The organism is Acidimicrobiales bacterium (assembly GCA_040219515.1).
Classification (GTDB): Bacteria; Actinomycetota; Acidimicrobiia; order Acidimicrobiales; family Aldehydirespiratoraceae; genus JAJRXC01.
Map to the genome: position 1 here is coordinate 211,921 of JAVJSI010000005.1, position 15,643 is coordinate 227,563.

The following is a 15,643-nucleotide window of genomic DNA, read 5'->3' on the forward strand; positions in this document are numbered from 1 at the left end:
TGGGTCAGCGGAGGCGGTACACGCTGACGTGGGTGTCGGCGTTCTCGTCGAAGGGCGCACCGGTCCAGTCGGCGTGGCGTCGTTCCCGCGCGAACCCGGCACCGAGAAAGAGGGCGTCGAGCTGGTCCGGGGATTGATAGTGCAGCATCCATGGACGCATCACGATTCCGGCCGCGGAGATGTCGATGTGCTGGCCGCGGATGTGCTGGGCGGCCGCATCGTGGGACGAGACGCTGAGCACGGCCCGATCGTTGGTGACCTCCCGTACCGACACGCCGCCGTCGGTGAGGCCGTTGTCGGGTGGCACGAATCCTTCGATGGCCACACAGCCGCCCGGACGCAGGACGGTGGCGAGCGCAGCGGCACAGCGCTGTTGAGCGGACGAGTCGGTGAGGTTGAAGAACGTGTTGAACGCAGCGAACGCCACCGAGAAGTGTGCAGGGGCCACGGGCGGCGCCGCCATGTCGGCGAGCACGGCCTGAACCGAGCCGGCCCCCGGCTTGGCGGCCAGTCTCGCCAGCATGGCCGGACTGGCGTCGACCCCGACGACCTCGAGACCGGCGGCCGCGATGGGGATGGCGAGACGGCCCGTGCCCACCCCCAACTCGAGGACCGGACCGCCGGCGGCGAGGGCGACGACACCGTTGACCGTGGCCTCGACGTCGCTCACGTCGCCGTACCACTCGTCGTAGACGTCGGCGAAGCTCTCGCCGTAGGTCTCGGGTCCGTAGCCGTCCATTGCCGAGCAGTCTGCCCGGCTCGTGAGCGGGTCCCTAGGCTTGGAGTCATGGAACGCGAGATCTATCTCGATCATGCGGCGAGCACGCCGCTGCGGCCCGAGGCCCGGGAGGCATGGCTCGACGCGATCGACGCCCATCACGCGAACCCGACCGGCTCCCACAAGGCCGCTCGTCACGCCCGGCGAGCCCTCGACGACGCCCGTGATGTCGTCGCCGCCGCACTCGATCGGCCGTCGGCCGAGGTGATCTTCACCAGTGGGGGAAGCGAGGCCGACAATCTCGCCATTCGGGGTGTGTTGTCCGCCCGCGGGGGAACGGCGGTGTGTTCGGCAGGGGAACACCACGCCGTACTCGAACCGGTGGAGCACGCCGGCGGGGTCACGGTGCCGCTCGACGAGACCGGTCGAGTCGCACCCGAGGTCTTGGCCGCGATTCTCCGCGACCACGACGACGTCTCGATCGTGTCGCTCATCGCGGTCAACAACGAGACCGGGGCGGTCAACGACCTCCCGGCCCTCGCGGCCGTCGTGCGCGAGACGGCGCCCCACGCGCTGATCCACACCGATGCCGTTCAAGCCGTCAGCTGGATCGATCTCGCCGCAGCGACGGCCGACGTCGATCTCGTGTCGATCACCGGCCACAAGTTGGGTGGCCCGGTCGGCACCGGGGCGCTCTTCGTGCGCAACGGGATCTCGCTCGAGGCGCAGATTCTGGGTGGCGGCCAGGAACGCGGCCGACGGGCGGGCACCCCCGACGTGGCCGGTGCGGCGGCCTTCGCCGCCGCGATCGCCGTCACCGTCGACGACCGCGTCGCCGAGGTCGCCCGGCTCGGTGCGCTTCGCGATCGTCTGCTCGCCGGGCTGCTCGACCAGCTGGGGGCCGTCGTCCGCCCCACCGTGGCGGTCGAGGGGGACTACGACCGGGTGGCGGCCGGCGCGGCCCACGTGATGCTGGCCGGCATCGAGGCCGAGGCCCTGCTGTTCATGCTCGACACCAAGGGCCTTCGAGCCTCGGCGGCGTCATCGTGTTCGAGCGGCGCCCAGGACCCTTCCCACGTCCTGGCGGCGATGGGCATCGACCGAGAGCTCGCCCAGGGGTCGCTTCGGTTGTCGCTCGGTCACACCACCACCGATGCCGACATCGATGCCGCTCTCGAGATCATCCCCCCCGCCGTCCGCCACCTCCAGGCCCACCCCTGACCGTTCTGTGAGCTTGAAAGGCGCCCCGGTGGCCATTCGAGCTCACAGAAGCGGGACCGGGGTGCTACCAGCGGACGAGCGAGCTGGCCCAGGTGAAGCCGGCGCCGAAGGCGGCGATGCAGACGAGCATGCCGGGTTCGAGCTTGCCGGCCTTGAGGGCCTCGTCGAGCCCGATCGGGATGGTGGCTGCGGTGGTGTTGCCGAACCGCTGGATCGTGTTGAAGACCTTGTCGTCGTCCTCGATGCCGAGCTGCTTCGCGGCGAAGTAGTTGATGCGCATGTTGGCCTGGTGGAAGATCCACAGGTCGACGTCGTCGACGGTGAAACCGTTGGCGTCGAGCGCCTCGGTCGCCACTTCGGGCATACGAGTGACGGCGTGCTTGAACACGGTCTTGCCGTTCATCTTCGGCCACTGGGCACCCCGCTCCATCCAGTCGCCGCTGAAGCGATCGGGGAAGTAGGTCATCGACGGCCCCTCGATCCACAGCTCCTTGGCGTAGGTGCCATCGGCGTGGAGGTGCGATGAATATATGTGGGCTTGCGTCGTCGGGTCGTCGACCTCGGTGGCCTGGAGCACCGCGGCGCCGGCGCCGTCACCGAACAGTACCGACACGTCGCGGCCGGCGTCGGAGATGTCCATGCCCTTGGAATGGATCTCGGCACCGACGAGCAGGACGGTCTCGGCCATGCCGCCACGGATGAACATGTCGGCCTGGGCCATGCCGTAGACGAAGCCGCTGCACTGCTGGCGCACTTCGATGGCGGGGATGCCCGGACATCCCAGCTTCTCCTGGAGGAAGCAGGCGGTGCCGGGGAACTCGTGATCGGGGCTCAGCGTGGCGAAGAGGATCATGTCGAGATCGCCGGGCGTGACACCGGCGGCGGCCATCGCCTTGTTGGCCGCCTCCAGTCCGAGGTCGGACGTCGTGGTGCTGTCGGCATCGACCCAGTGGCGTTCTTCGATGCCCGACCGGCTCTGGATCCACTCGTCGGAGGTGTCCATCCACTGCGTCAGGTCGTCGTTCTTCACGACGCGATCGGGAACGAACGAGCCAACTCCGAGGATGCGGGTGCGTCGAGTCATGCGGGAGAACTTACGCTGAACATGTGAGTTCCGACCGCATGGACGATTCCGGGGTTACGCCAGCCGGTCCGGTGATGGTGATGATGTCCGGTGGTGTCGATTCCTCCGTCGCCGCGGCCCTGCTCCAACAGGCCGGCCACGAGGTCGTGGGGGTCACCATGAAGCTCTGGGGCGGGCCGAGCGACACCGGCTGCTGTGCGGTGAGCGACGTCGACGACGCCCGCCGCGTGGCGGACCGCCTGGGCATCGAACACCACGTCTTCAACTTCGGCGACGACTTCGAACGAGATGTCGTCGGGCCCTACGTGGCCGATCATGCTGCCGGCCGCACGCCGAATCCTTGCATCGAGTGCAATCGGCACCTGAAGTTCGACCGGCTGTTCCGCCGCGCCGACGCGTTGGGGTTCGCCACGGTCGCCACCGGGCACCACGCCCGCGTCGTCGCCACCCCTGACGGGCCGCGTCTCGGGAGGGGTGCCGACGCGGCGAAGGACCAGTCCTACGTGCTGCACGTGCTCGACCAGTCGGTGCTGTCGCGGCTGATCCTTCCGCTCGGTGGGATGACCAAGGCCGACGTGCGCCGGATCGCCGCCGACCTCGACCTCCGCACCGCCCACAAGCCCGAGAGCCAGGACGTCTGCTTCATCACCAACGAGCGCGGGCGCAAGGCATTCCTCGGCGACCGCATTCCGCTCAAGCCGGCGACGGTGGTCGACCGGGACGGTGCGACCGTCGGTGAAGTCGACTCGGTCGAGCTCGTCACCATCGGCCAGCGGAAGCGGCTCGGTCTGGCCGGCGGCACCGACCCGCGCTACGTGATCGACGTCGATGCGGCGGGCGGAACCGTCACCGTCGGCGAGAAGGCCGACCTCGACACGTCGGCCACACCGCTCGAGTCGTGGGCCTGGACGGGCGCACCGATCGACGGCGAGCTCGAACTCCAGTGCAGCGCGCACGGCGCGGTGGCGACCGGACTCGTGCACGCCGACCGGGTCGAGTGGGCTGCGCCCCATCGCCGCGTCGCACCCGGCCAGAGCGTGGTCGCCTACTGCGACGGGCTCGTGGTCGGCGGCGGCCTCGCCACCCGCGTGGCCTGACGTCGTTGGTGCGCCCTCGGGCGTCGGTCAGACGATGCGGAGGCCGCGTGACTGCGCCAGCGCCATCACGGCGGCCGGTCGGCTCGGCGCGATCAGCAGCGCCCGGATCTCGCGCTCCTCGGTGTCGTTGCGCCCCGCCACCATGGGCAACGTGGCCGGCGCGCCGAGCTTGAGTTCGAGCGCGAGACCGAGTGCCGCGCTGGTCATGTCCTCGGCCGTGGTGTCGGCCGGCGCCGGCGCCAGCCCGGCGATCTCGCGAGCCTGGAAGAGCACCGGCTCCCGCATGACGGTGAGATCGTGGACGACGAACCCGTTGGGCACGAAGACCACGAATCGGTTGGCGAGCTGGTGGAGGGCCCGGGCGGCGAAGTAGGCGATCGGCCATCCGACGACGACGGCGACCGCACCGACGACCCAGCGGCGGTCGGCCAGCAGGAGCGGTCCGATGGTGAGGCCGACCACGACCGCGGCCCATGTCGGAGCGAGCAGCCCCAGCAGCACGGGGCCGGGGGCACGGAGCGCGAACCGGCGTTCGTCGCCGTAGCTCGCCCCGTCGATGAAGCGGTCGGCGAAGGTCGGCGCCAGGACGAGGGCAGCGGCGAGGGCGGCACCGGCCACGCCGACGGCGGCCGCGCCGCTGTCGTCGGTCTCGAGCGCAGCCCACAACGCAGCCGGCAGCGCGGCGCAGGCGCCGATTCGGCCCACGGTCAAGGTGATGGGCCGCGGCAGCGCGAGTGCCACCAGTATCACCAGCCAGCCGATCCAGAGCGCCCAGGAGGACGCCGAGCGGAAGAGTTCCCGGGACGGGTCGAGTGCGTCGCCGACCAGTGGCCCGAGGGTGAAGGGCTGCACGACCCACATCGCGAGGGCAAGCCATGCGTTGACCTTCCCGGGCTCCCTTCGCAACTGATCGATCATCGCCGCAACGCTCCCACACGGCCCAGCCTGCTGCCCACCCGCGTTGGTAGGGTCACGGCCGATGGTTGTCGAGAATCCCGCCGAGAAGGTCGCTGCGCTTCGCGAGGTGATCAACCGCCACGCCGAGGCCTACTACGAGCACGACACGCACGAGATTCCCGACGCGGAGTACGACCGGTTGTTGCGGGAGCTCATCGACCTCGAGACCGCACACCCGGAGCTGTTGACAGCCGACTCGCCGTCGCAGCGCATCGGCGGCGCGATCAGCACCGCGTTCGCGCCGGTCGTGCACCAGGCCCGCATGATGTCGCTGCACAACGCCTTCGACCTCGACGAGCTCGTCAGTTGGAGCGAGCGGGTCGAACGCCGCCTCGAGGGCAACGCGGTGCCCGCCTATTCGGTCGAGCTCAAGTTCGACGGCCTCGCCATCTCGCTGCGCTACGAGAACGGCGTGCTCGTCCAGGGCGCCACCCGGGGCGACGGCGCGGTGGGCGAGGACGTCACCCACAACGTCCGCACCATCGACGACATCCCCGAAACGCTGCCCGAGGGCGCGCCGGCGCTGCTCGAGGTGAGGGGCGAGGTCTACATGCGCCTCTCGAGCTTCGCCGCGCTCAACGCCCGCCAAGTGGCCGACGCCGAGGCCACCGGCAAGCAACCGAAGCTCTACGTCAATCCCCGCAACACCGCCGCCGGCTCGTTGCGCCAGATCGACGCCGCCACGACCGCCCAGCGGCAACTCTCGTTCTTCAGCTATCAGCTCGGCGTGACCGAGGGCGCCCCCGATCTCCCCACCCACACCGCCACGCTCGACTGGTTGGGATCGCTGGGATTCCCGGTCAACGAACACACCGTCACCTGTGCGACGATCGACGAGGTCGGCCGGCGGGTGGACGAACTCAACAACCGTCGGCACGATCTCGACTACGAGTTCGACGGCGTGGTGGTCAAGGTCGACGACCTCCGCCTGCAGGCCGAACTCGGCGCCGACGCCAAGGCACCGCGATGGGCGATCGCCTACAAGCTGCCGCCCGAGGAACGCACCACGAGACTGCTCGACATCGAGGTCTCCATCGGCCCGAGCGGGCAGGCCACACCCTTCGCGGTGCTGGATCCGGTGTTCGTCGGCGGCGTCACCGTGGGCACGGCCACCCTGCACAACCAGGATCAGGTGGCGGCCAAGGACGTGCGCCCCGGCGACATGGTCATCGTGCGCCGAGCCGGCGACGTCATCCCCGAGGTCGTGGGGCCCGTGCTGTCCGAGCGCGATCCGACGTCGAAGCCGTGGACGTTCCCCACCGACTGTCCGGTGTGCGGCGAGCCGTTGTTGCGTCCCGAGGGTGTCGCCGCCACCCATTGCGTCAACTTCCACTGCGCTCGCCAGGTTCGGGGCCGTATCGAGCACTGGGCCGGCCGCACGGCCATGGACATCGAGTTCCTCGGCGAGAAGAACGTCGATCGTTTCGTGAGCGCCGGCCTGCTCGACGACGTGGCCGACCTCTACTCGCTCGACTTCGACGCCATCCTGGCCATGGAGGGCTTCAAGGAGAAGTCGGTCGAGAACCTGCGCAAGGCGATCGAGATCTCCAAGGAGAAGCCGCTGGGCAACCTGCTCTTCGGGCTCCGCATCCCCGAGATCGGCCAGGTCAACGCCCAGACCCTGGCCGCCGCCTTCGGCACGATGGACCGCATCGTCGACGCGAGCATCGAGGAGATCGCCGCGGTCGACGGGTTCGGCACGGTGATCGCCGAGGCGGTCCACGCGTGGTTCGCCCAGGACGGGGCGCGTGACCTCGTCGCCCGGCTCGCCGCGGCCGGGCTCACGATGGAAGCGGCCGCCATCGACGACTCGTTGGAGAAGACACTCACGGGACAGACCGTGGTGGTGAGCGGCACCCTCGACGGCTTCACCCGGGACGGGGCGAAGGAGGCGATCGTGGCTCGCGGAGGAAAGTCGCCGGGCAGCGTCTCGAAGAAAACGCTGGCCCTCGTGGTCGGCGGCGATCCCGGCGCGTCGAAGGTGACCAAGGCGGAAGAGGCCGGTGTGCCGGTCATCGACGAAGCTGCCTTCGTGACACTGCTCGAAACCGGACGACTGCCGGAAGGACTCGGCGAATGACCTACACGACTGCGGTCAAGCAGTTCAGCGATGCCTGCAACGACGGCCACAACCCCACCACGCCACAGCTGATGGACCCCGCGGCCGTGGCCTTGGTCATGGCATGAACCTCGACCGGGTCTTCGCGATCGTGCACGGCGCGAACATGCAGAAGGTGGTCGACGGTCGGGTGATCCGACGCGACGACGGCAAGATCCTCAAGCCCGACGGCTGGCGCGACCCCGGTCCGCGGTTGCTCGACGAGATGCGGCGACAGGGCCGCGAGGGAAGCTGGGAGAACGCCGAATGATCGAAGCCGTGTGTTGGGACGTGGGCGGGGTGTTCTCGGGTCGACCGGTCGACGCCATCGCCGACGTGGCCGCCGAGTACGACATCGACGCCGACGCGGTGTTCGCCGCGATCTTCGGGCCGTACCATCTCGACGGCGATCACTCATGGCACCGCCTCGAACGCGGTGAGATGGCGTTGTCCGATGCCTGGGGTGACGTCGAGGCGGCCATTGCCGAGTTCGGTGTCGAACTCAGCCTCGCCGACTTCTTCCGCCGTTTCGGCAACGACCCACACGACCGCGCGGTGGTCACCGAGACCGTGCGTGACCTGCACGGACAGGGCATCGCCATGGGCATCATCACGAACAACGTCAAGGAGTTCTCCGACTCGGCGACCGGTGGCTGGCGATCCATCGTGCCGATCGAGCTCATGTCCGTCGTGATCGACTCGTCCGCGGTGGGTCTGCGCAAGCCGGACCCCGCCATCTACCACCACACGCTGTCGGAACTCGGCGTCGCGCCGGGCAATGCCGTGTTCCTCGACGACATGGCGGCCAACGTGGACGCGGCGGTCGCCATCGGCATGCACGGCATCGTGGTCGAGGCCGATCCCGCCCCGGCGATGACGGAGTTGCGAGCGCTGGTCGAGCGTCTCAGCTGACGGTGAACGCCCACTCCACGTCGTAGAGTTCGCCGGGTTCCCGGATGTCCTCGATCACGACACGCACACAGTTGTCGTCCGGCGACAAGAATGCCACCGGCTTGCCCTCGTCGGGCTGGTACACGTAGAGGTTCACGCCATCGGTCGGGCGGACGAAATCGACCAACTCGACCGGCGACGCGCAGCCGGCGTCGGGGGAGATCGCGAACGAGCGCACCACGAAGCCCGGCTCGAGATCGATGGACACCTGCTGTTGCTGAAGTACCTCATCGCCCCGTTCGGGGGTCAGGGCCTCGACGCCGGGAATACGAAGCGCGGCATCGGGCGGGTCCGTCCGGCCGATGAGGCCCGCGCCGACGAACATGCCGATGCCCGCGATCATCAGTGCGAAGAAGATCAGGTATTGCCGACGACCCATTCCCTGATCCTGCCAGATCGCGGTGGCATATCACGGGCCGGGGGGAGACACCGTCGGCGCGCAGCGTGCTTGTACGTTGTCTGCGATGCCCATCCACGACTCCGACGCCGAGATCGGTCGCGTACTCGGCGGCCGCTACCGCATCATCGCCCCGATCGGGGTGGGGGCGTCCGCGCGGGTGTTCCTGGCCGACGACATCACCCTTCGGCGACGGGTGGCCGTGAAGGTGTTGCACGAGGCGTTGGCCGGCGATGACGCCTTCCTGCGTCGGTTCCGCGCCGAGGCCCAGTCGGCCGCGTCGCTCAACCATCCCCACGTTCTCGGCGTCTATGACTGGGGCCATGACGAGGTGCCCTACCTCGTGAGCGAGTATCTGGGTGGCGGCAGCCTGCAGTCGATGCTCGACGCGGGCAAGGAACTCACCATCTCGCAGGGTCTGCTCGTCGGGCTCGAAGCGGCCCGCGGCCTCGAGTACGCCCACGCCGAAGGTCTCGTGCATCGCGACATCAAGCCGGCCAACCTGCTCTTCGGCGAGGGCGGTCGGCTCCGTATCGCCGACTTCGGGTTGGCCCGGGCGCTGGCCGAGGCCGGCTGGACCGAACCCGACGGGTCGATGGTCGGCACCGCCCGCTACGCGGCACCCGAGCAGGCCCGGGGCGAACGGGTCGGGCCGCCGGCCGACGTCTATGCACTGGCTCTGCTGGTCAACGAGGCCGTGAGCGGCGAACTGCCGTTCACCGCCGACACCACCATCGGCACGCTCATGGCCCGGGCAGAGACCCCGTTCGAGCCGCATCCCGATCTCGGACCACTCGGTGCGACCCTACGCAGGGCCGGCGCTCTCGACCCTGCCGAGCGCCCCACGGCCGGTGAGTTCGTCCGCGGCTTCATGGCCGCGGCCGAGGACCTGCCGCGGCCAGGGGTGCTGCCGCTGGTCGGCCCGGTGGTCGACGACGACGGCGGTGGCGGCGACCGCACCCAACTGGTTCCCGAGCTGCCCGATCCGGGTGTGTCGGGCCCCGGTGTCGCGGCGCCGGCCGAAGAGGACGAGTCCGGGCTCCGTTGGCCGTGGCTCGCGCTCGCGGTGCTGGTCCTGCTCGCGGGCACCGTGGGCGCGGTGATCGCGTTCCAGAACAGCCGTGCGATCACCCACGAAGTGCCCGAACTCGTCGGTGGCACGGCGGAAGAGGCGGCCGCGATCGCGATCGAGAACGACTGGGTGCTCGTCCAGCAGGACATCCGCCTCGACGGGACCACCGCGGGTGAGGTGCTCGAAACCGATCCCGTCGCCGGCACCGATCTCGAGGAGGGCGAGTTCTTCGAGATCACCGTGTCGCTCGGCGAGGAGTTGATCTTCGTGCCCAACCTGGTCGGTCAGTCCGAGGACGACGCCGCGGCGCGGCTCGAAGCGGCGAATCTGGTGGTCGGTGACGTCACCTACGAGGAGAGCGAGTCCATCCCGGCCGGCAACGTCATCCGGGTACTGCTCGAGCCGGGCCAGACCGAGGCCGAACCCGGCGAGGCGATCGATCTGGTCGTGTCGGAAGGGCCGATGTCGCGCTCGGTGCCCGAGGTCCCCGAATCCGGCCTGCTCGAGGATGCGCGCACCGCGTTGCTCAACCTGCGCCTGGTGCCGGCGGAACAGACCGAGTTCTCCGCCGACGTGCCCGAGGACCAGGTGATCCGGTTCGAACCGTCGTCGGGAGCCGTCGCCGAGGTCGATGAGGTCGTGACGATCTTCATCTCACTCGGCCCCGAACCGGTCGAGGTCCCGCTGCTGGCGGGCGCCGGCTTCGCCGAAGCCGAACAGGAGCTCCGAGCACTCGGATTCGAGGTCGAGGTCGAGGGCAACACCGCGTTGCCGGTGCTGTTCACGTCGCCGCGGGCGGGCGAGTCGCACCTGCCCGGCACGACGATCACGGTCTACACCGAAGAGCCCTGACCTTCCGGCGACGTCAGTTGCCGGCGGTGACCGCGTCGATCCGGGCGATGATCTCGCGGGCCAGGTCGAAGGTTTCGGAATCCTCGTCGGGCGGCGCGGCCATCCCGGCGAGGCCGAGGATCTTCGACGAATCGCCGGTGAGCTTCACCTGGCCTCCGAGCAGCGCGCCCAGCACCGCCTGGGGGTCGCGTTCGACGAACATCTGGCGGGCCAGGGCATAGGGGAGTTCGAGGGCGAAGTCGCCGTCGGCGAGATGCCCCTCGTCGAGCGAGAGGGCGCCGCCGCTGGTGTCGATGTGGCCGAGGACCGTGGTCTCGGCGAACGGGGCGTCGGTGACCGTGACGTTGGCCCGCACGGTGACCGTGGTGGTGCTCACCTGGTCGCGGTACTCGTCGCGAATCGCGGCGACCGCGGCGATCCACTCGGGACTGAGGAAGGGGTAGGCGCTCACGACCGGCACCATAACCGGCCGCAGCGTCGGCGCTTCGGCTGCGTATCCTTCACGCCCATGTCCGAACGCATCACTCGAGACGACGTCGAGCACGTCGCTCGACTGGCCCGACTCGACCTCAGTGCCGACGAGATCGAGCTCTTCACCGGCCAACTCGCCGACATCCTCGAACACGCGGCCGACATCGAGGCGCTCGACGTCGGCGACATTCCCGCGACGTCGCATCCGCTGCCGATCGTCAACGTGTTCCGCGCCGACGTCGTCGTCCCCTCGGTCGACCGCGACGACGTGCTGGCCCAGGCCCCGGCCGCAGAGTCGGGCCAGTTCCGGGTGCCACCCGTGCTGGGGGAGGAGCCGTGAGCGCGCTCGAGATCGCCGCGGCCGTGCGCTCGGGCGAGCGCGCCGCCGTCGACGTGCTCGACGAACACCTGGCCCGTATCGGCGCCGGCGAGGACGAGATCCACGCGTTCAACCTGGTCACGGCGGACGAGGCGAGGGCCCAGGCCGAGGCGGTCGACGCGGCAGTGGCGGCGGGCGACGACCCGGGCCCGCTGGCCGGCGTGCCGCTGGCGCTCAAGGACAACATGTGCACGAGGGGCATCCCCACGACATGTTCTTCGAAGATCCTCGACGGGTGGCATCCGCCCTACGACGCCACCGTGGTCACCCGCCTGTGGGAGGCCGGTGCGGTCATGGTCGGCAAGACCAACCTCGACGAGTTCGCCATGGGATCATCGACCGAGAACTCGGCGTTCGGGCCGACCCGCAACCCGCTCGACCTGTCCAGGGTGCCCGGTGGTTCCAGCGGTGGTTCGGCCGCCTCGGTCGCGGCCGGCTTCGCCTCGGTCGCCATCGGCAGCGACACCGGCGGTTCGATTCGACAGCCCGCCGCCTTCTGCGGCGTGGTCGGCATGAAGCCCACCTATGGCGCGGTCAGTCGCTACGGCCTGATCGCCTTCGCCTCGTCGCTCGACCAGATCGGTCCCTTCGCGGCCGATGTCGCCGATGCCGCGGCGATGTTCGACGTGATCGCCGGACACGACCCGCTCGACTCCACGTCGATCGCCGAGTACCGGCCGGCGGCGACGGCGTCACTCGGTCGCGGTGTCTCCGGGTTGCGGGTCGGCGTCGTCCGGGAGCTCTGCGGCGGCGCGGGTTCGATGCCGGGGTTGTCCGCCGACGTCGTCGCCCGTACCGACGAAGCCGTCGACGTGCTCCGAGGCGCCGGGGCGATCATCGAGGAGGTCTCGGTGCCATCGTGCACCCTCGGCCTCAGCGCCTACTACCTGGTCGCGCCGGCCGAGGCGTCGAGCAATCTCGCTCGCTACGACGGTGTCCGCTACGGCCTGCGGGTCGACGCCCCGACCACCGGCGAGATGAACACGGCCAGCCGCACGGCCGGCTTCGGTCCCGAGGTGAAGCGGCGCATCATGCTCGGCACCTACGCCCTGTCGGCCGGCTACTACGACGCGTTCTACGGCAAGGCCCTGAAGGTCCGCACGATGATGATGCGCGAGTTCGCCGCCGCCTACGACGAGGTCGACGTGTTGATCACGCCCACTGCGCCCACCACGGCGTTTCCCCTCGGGGAGCGCACCGCCGACCCGATGGCGATGTACGTCAACGACGTCTGCACGATTCCGTCGAATCTCATCGGGCAACCCGCCATCTCGGTGCCCTTCGGCGTGGGCGACGACGGTCTGCCCGTCGGTGTGCAGGTGATGGCGCCGGCGCTCGGTGATGCGCTCACCTTCCAGGTCGGGGCCGTGCTCGAGGCCGCCGGAGGTGCCCGATGACCGACTTCTTCGCCGCCGCAGCCGAGGCCGACACCCCGATCGAGCCGGCGCTGCCCGACGGCTGGGAGCTGATCGTGGGCCTCGAGGTCCACGTGGAGCTCGACACCGCCACCAAGCTGTTCTGCGGATGTGCCAATCAGTTCGGATCCGAGCCCAACACCAACGTCTGCCCGACCTGCCTCGGGCTTCCCGGATCGCTGCCGGTGATGAACGGTCGGGCCGTCGAACTGGCGATGATCCTCGGCCGGGCCCTCGGCTGCGACGTCAACCGGTCGGTCATGGCCCGGAAGAACTACTTCTATCCGGACATGCCCAAGGACTTCCAGACCACCCAGTACGACCAGCCGACGAACTCCGACGGCCGCATCGTGCTCGGCGACGGATTCGTCGTCGGCATCGAGCGGGCCCACATCGAGGAGGACACCGGCAAGTCGACCCACATCGGCGGTGGCGGACGCATCAGTGACGCCGTCTACTCGCTCGTCGACTACAACCGCGCCGGCGTGCCGTTGGTCGAGATCGTCAGCCGCCCGGACATCCGCACCATCGAGCATGCCAAGTCCTGTGTCGAGGAACTGCGGGGGATCCTGCTCGCCACCGGCGTGTCCGACGCGCGGATGGAAGAGGGCTCGATGCGGGTCGACGCCAACGTGTCGGTGCGACCCCACGGTTCGGACGAACTGCGGACCCGCTGCGAGATCAAGAACATCAACTCGGTGCGGTCGCTCGGCCGGGCGATCGAGTTCGAGGCGGCCCGCCACGTCGACCTGTGGACCAATGGCGACGCGCCCGCCCAGGAGACCCGCCACTGGGACGAGGAGGGCGGCCGCACTCGGTCCGGCCGCTCGAAGGAGGACGCCGACGACTATCGCTACTTCCAGGAGCCCGACCTGGTGCCGCTCGAACCGACGGCGGCCACCATCGCCGCGATCGACGCAGCGATGCCGCCTCTGCCGTCGGCCCGTCGAGCGGCACTCACCGAGGCGACCGGCGCCGACGCGGCCACCGTCGGGCTGCTCGTCGAGCGGGGCCAGGACGCGTTGGCCCGGGATGCCATCGCCGCCGGCGCCGATGCCGACAAGGTCGTCACCCGCCTGGTCAACGATCTCGCCGTCGACGACTGGTCGCGCGTCACCGCCGACTCGCTCACCGCGTTGATCGCCATGGAGTCCTCCGGCGACCTGACCGCCACCCAGGCGAAGCAGGTGCTCGGCGATCTCGCCGACAAGGGTGGCGACCCGGCCGCCCATGCAGCCGCCCGCGGCTTCGAGGCGATGGACACCGGCGAGTTGGAGACCCTCGTCGACCAGCTCATCGCCGACCACCCCGACGAATGGTCACGTTTCGCGGGCGGTGACGACGGCGAACGCAAGAAGATGCAGGGCTTCTTCACCGGTCAGATCATGAAGGCCACACAGGGCCAGGCCGACGGCAAGGCCGTGGTCCAGCTCCTCGCCCGCAAGCGCGCCTGACCCACCGGCGTTGGTCAGCGGCGGGTCGCGCCGGTCACCATCCAGGCGTCACCCCTGAAGCGGGCGAGCAGGGTGACGGCGCGTGTGATGATCCAGGCGTGGAGGGCCAACCACAGCCAGCCGATGCCGGCATCGAGACGCAGCACCAGCAGCGCACCGCTGATCAGGACCAGCGCCGCGGCACCCATCGCCCAGGCGAGATAGCGCAGGTCGCCGGCCCCGATGAGCACGCCGTCGAGGGCGAAGACCACGCCCGCGATCGGCTGGGAGATGGCGACGTGGATGAGTAGGAAGGTCGCGAGCCCCACGACGACGTCGTCGTCGGAGAACACGTGGGGAAGGATCGGCGAGGTCGCCAGGACCACTGCGCCGAGGCCGACGCCGGCCGCGACGCCCGACTGCGTCATCCGTCGACCAAGGTCTCGGGCCCGCCCGCGGCGGCCGGCGCCGAGTTCGCGGCCGATCATGGCTTGGGCGGCGATCGCGATGGCATCGAGGGTGAGGGCCATGAGATTCCAGATCTCGAATGCGATCTGGTGCGCGGCGAGGTCGTCGGTGCCGATCCGAGCGGCCGCCGCGAGGGTGACGGTCAGGCTCCCGCGCAGCGCCGCCGTCCGGAGGAACAGGTCGAATCCGTCGCCCGCCAGGGCACGGATCATGGCCGGGTCCGGACGAAGGTTCACGTCGTGATCCGCCACCGCGTTGCGGATCCAGCCCACGAACACGGCCGCTGCCACCCACTGGGCGATGACCGTGGTGAGTGCCGACGCGCCGATGCCCTGGTCGAACCCGTAGATCAGCACGAGTTCGAGCACCAGGTTCAGCAGGGCGGTGCCGAGGGCGACATAGAACGGTCGCGACGTGTCCTGGAGACCGCGAAGGTAACCGACGCCGGCGAGGCTGATGAGCATGGCGGGCACGCCGAACATCGAGATACGCAGGTAGATCTCGGCGTTGGTGGCGACCTCGCCCTTGCCGCCGAGTAGTCCGATCAGGGCCGGACCGAAGGTGAGGCCGGCCGCGAGGAGGGCCACGCCGACCAGACCGGCCAGCCACAACGACTGCACGGCCTGGTGGGCGGCCCGCCGGTGTTCGCCCGCCCCCAACAGGCGGGCCACCGCCGACGTGGTGCCGTAGGCAAGGAAGATGAAAACGGCGTGACCGATGAGCAGCAGGGAGGACGCGATGGCCAGCCCACCGAGTTGGGGGGTGCCGAGATGTCCGACCACCGCCGTGTCGGCGAGGATGTAGAGCGGCTCGGCGATCAGCGCACCCAGTGCCGGGAACGCGAGGCGTAGTATCTCCCGGTCGTCGCCGGTCCACTGGAGACGGCGGGGGGAGTCCATGGGGTCGCAGGCTATTGCTTCGTCGCATCACGCCGTCTGGTCGATAGCGACGCGGCGGCCACTAGCGTCCTGTCGACCCTCGTGAACCCAATCGACTTCCCGAAATCGCCGATCCCGTGACCGATTCGACA

15 protein-coding genes are annotated in these 15,643 nt (G+C 69.5%); 9 read left to right on the forward strand and 6 right to left on the reverse strand.

From position 1 onward, the window contains the following. Positions 1-4: 4 nt before the first annotated feature. Entirely contained in the window at positions 5-739 is a 735-nt protein-coding gene (locus RIB98_03550) for a class I SAM-dependent methyltransferase (GenBank protein MEQ8840032.1), read from the reverse strand. Positions 740-787: 48 nt separating this feature from the next. On the opposite strand from RIB98_03550, the gene RIB98_03555 reads away from it, so the two are divergent. Next, positions 788-1,939 carry a cysteine desulfurase family protein gene (locus RIB98_03555; GenBank protein MEQ8840033.1) on the forward strand — a complete coding sequence of 384 codons (1,152 nt, stop codon included), beginning with the start codon at positions 788-790 and terminating at the stop codon, positions 1,937-1,939. 64 nt (positions 1,940-2,003) lie between these two features. Here RIB98_03555 and RIB98_03560 read toward each other — a convergent pair whose 3' ends face one another. Beyond that, positions 2,004-3,023 (reverse strand): beta-ketoacyl-ACP synthase III, encoded by a 1,020-nt coding sequence (locus RIB98_03560; GenBank protein MEQ8840034.1) that lies wholly within the window; start codon positions 3,021-3,023, stop codon positions 2,004-2,006. A gap of 23 nt (positions 3,024-3,046) precedes the next feature. Between RIB98_03560 and mnmA the strand changes: the two genes are divergently transcribed. Then, positions 3,047-4,120: a tRNA 2-thiouridine(34) synthase MnmA gene (gene mnmA, locus RIB98_03565; protein ID MEQ8840035.1), complete on the forward strand. Its 1,074-nt coding sequence runs from the start codon at positions 3,047-3,049 to the stop codon at positions 4,118-4,120. A 27-nt stretch (positions 4,121-4,147) separates the two neighbouring features. On the opposite strand, the gene RIB98_03570 is transcribed toward mnmA, so the two are convergent. Next, positions 4,148-5,038 carry a hypothetical protein gene (locus tag RIB98_03570; GenBank protein ID MEQ8840036.1) on the reverse strand — a complete coding sequence of 297 codons (891 nt, stop codon included), beginning with the start codon at positions 5,036-5,038 and terminating at the stop codon, positions 4,148-4,150. A gap of 61 nt (positions 5,039-5,099) precedes the next feature. On the opposite strand from RIB98_03570, the gene ligA reads away from it, so the two are divergent. The 3 genes from ligA to RIB98_03585 all read left to right on the forward strand — a co-directional run bounded on the left by ligA (position 5,100) and on the right by RIB98_03585 (position 8,087). Continuing rightward, on the forward strand, positions 5,100-7,157 hold the full coding sequence (gene ligA, locus RIB98_03575; GenBank protein ID MEQ8840037.1) for an NAD-dependent DNA ligase LigA: 2,058 nt from the start codon (positions 5,100-5,102) through the stop codon (positions 7,155-7,157). Between the two features lie 103 nt (positions 7,158-7,260). Beyond that, the gene (locus RIB98_03580; protein ID MEQ8840038.1) at positions 7,261-7,446 is read left to right on the forward strand and encodes a hypothetical protein; all 186 of its coding nucleotides are present in this window, start codon (positions 7,261-7,263) and stop codon (positions 7,444-7,446) included. Beyond that, a complete protein-coding gene (locus RIB98_03585; GenBank protein MEQ8840039.1) occupies positions 7,443-8,087 on the forward strand; it encodes an HAD family phosphatase in 645 nt (214 codons plus the stop codon). The genes RIB98_03580 and RIB98_03585 overlap by 4 nt, the downstream gene beginning before the upstream one ends. Here RIB98_03585 and RIB98_03590 read toward each other — a convergent pair. Next, complete coding sequence (locus RIB98_03590) at positions 8,080-8,505, reverse strand: hypothetical protein (protein ID MEQ8840040.1); 426 nt, start codon at positions 8,503-8,505, stop codon at positions 8,080-8,082. The genes RIB98_03585 and RIB98_03590 overlap by 8 nt on opposite strands. Before the next feature lie 85 nt (positions 8,506-8,590). Here RIB98_03590 and RIB98_03595 point away from each other — a divergent pair, with 85 nt between their 5' ends. Next, positions 8,591-10,447: a PASTA domain-containing protein gene (locus RIB98_03595; GenBank protein MEQ8840041.1), complete on the forward strand. Its 1,857-nt coding sequence runs from the start codon at positions 8,591-8,593 to the stop codon at positions 10,445-10,447. 13 nt (positions 10,448-10,460) lie between these two features. On the opposite strand, the gene RIB98_03600 is transcribed toward RIB98_03595, so the two are convergent. Continuing rightward, positions 10,461-10,898, reverse strand: coding sequence for a hypothetical protein (locus tag RIB98_03600; protein MEQ8840042.1), 438 nt, complete (start codon positions 10,896-10,898; stop codon positions 10,461-10,463). A gap of 57 nt (positions 10,899-10,955) precedes the next feature. Between RIB98_03600 and gatC the strand changes: the two genes are divergently transcribed. From gatC to gatB, 3 genes are read left to right on the forward strand one after another with little or no spacing between them, the layout of a single operon-like run. Then, positions 10,956-11,258 (forward strand): Asp-tRNA(Asn)/Glu-tRNA(Gln) amidotransferase subunit GatC, encoded by a 303-nt coding sequence (gene gatC, locus RIB98_03605; protein ID MEQ8840043.1) that lies wholly within the window; start codon positions 10,956-10,958, stop codon positions 11,256-11,258. After that, positions 11,255-12,694 (forward strand): Asp-tRNA(Asn)/Glu-tRNA(Gln) amidotransferase subunit GatA, encoded by a 1,440-nt coding sequence (gatA, locus tag RIB98_03610; protein ID MEQ8840044.1) that lies wholly within the window; start codon positions 11,255-11,257, stop codon positions 12,692-12,694. Before gatC ends, gatA begins: the two co-directional genes overlap by 4 nt. After that, positions 12,691-14,166, forward strand: coding sequence for an Asp-tRNA(Asn)/Glu-tRNA(Gln) amidotransferase subunit GatB (gene gatB / locus RIB98_03615; protein MEQ8840045.1), 1,476 nt, complete (start codon positions 12,691-12,693; stop codon positions 14,164-14,166). Before gatA ends, gatB begins: the two co-directional genes overlap by 4 nt. Positions 14,167-14,180: 14 nt before the next feature. Here the strand turns inward: gatB and RIB98_03620 are convergent, their stop codons facing one another. After that, positions 14,181-15,512, reverse strand: coding sequence for an MATE family efflux transporter (locus RIB98_03620; GenBank protein MEQ8840046.1), 1,332 nt, complete (start codon positions 15,510-15,512; stop codon positions 14,181-14,183). Between the last annotated feature and the right edge of the window lie 131 nt (positions 15,513-15,643).

Coding starts and splice junctions, on each gene's coding strand:
- RIB98_03550 (MEQ8840032.1), bottom strand. CDS start 739: ATGGACGGCTACGGACCCGAGACCTACGGCGAGAGCTTCGCCGACGTC.
- RIB98_03555 (MEQ8840033.1), top strand. CDS start 788: ATGGAACGCGAGATCTATCTCGATCATGCGGCGAGCACGCCGCTGCGG.
- RIB98_03560 (MEQ8840034.1), bottom strand. CDS start 3,023: ATGACTCGACGCACCCGCATCCTCGGAGTTGGCTCGTTCGTTCCCGAT.
- RIB98_03570 (MEQ8840036.1), bottom strand. CDS start 5,038: ATGATCGATCAGTTGCGAAGGGAGCCCGGGAAGGTCAACGCATGGCTT.
- ligA (MEQ8840037.1), top strand. CDS start 5,100: ATGGTTGTCGAGAATCCCGCCGAGAAGGTCGCTGCGCTTCGCGAGGTG.
- RIB98_03580 (MEQ8840038.1), top strand. CDS start 7,261: ATGAACCTCGACCGGGTCTTCGCGATCGTGCACGGCGCGAACATGCAG.
- RIB98_03585 (MEQ8840039.1), top strand. CDS start 7,443: ATGATCGAAGCCGTGTGTTGGGACGTGGGCGGGGTGTTCTCGGGTCGA.
- RIB98_03590 (MEQ8840040.1), bottom strand. CDS start 8,505: ATGGGTCGTCGGCAATACCTGATCTTCTTCGCACTGATGATCGCGGGC.
- RIB98_03595 (MEQ8840041.1), top strand. CDS start 8,591: ATGCCCATCCACGACTCCGACGCCGAGATCGGTCGCGTACTCGGCGGC.
- gatC (MEQ8840043.1), top strand. CDS start 10,956: ATGTCCGAACGCATCACTCGAGACGACGTCGAGCACGTCGCTCGACTG.
- gatB (MEQ8840045.1), top strand. CDS start 12,691: ATGACCGACTTCTTCGCCGCCGCAGCCGAGGCCGACACCCCGATCGAG.
- RIB98_03620 (MEQ8840046.1), bottom strand. CDS start 15,512: ATGGACTCCCCCCGCCGTCTCCAGTGGACCGGCGACGACCGGGAGATA.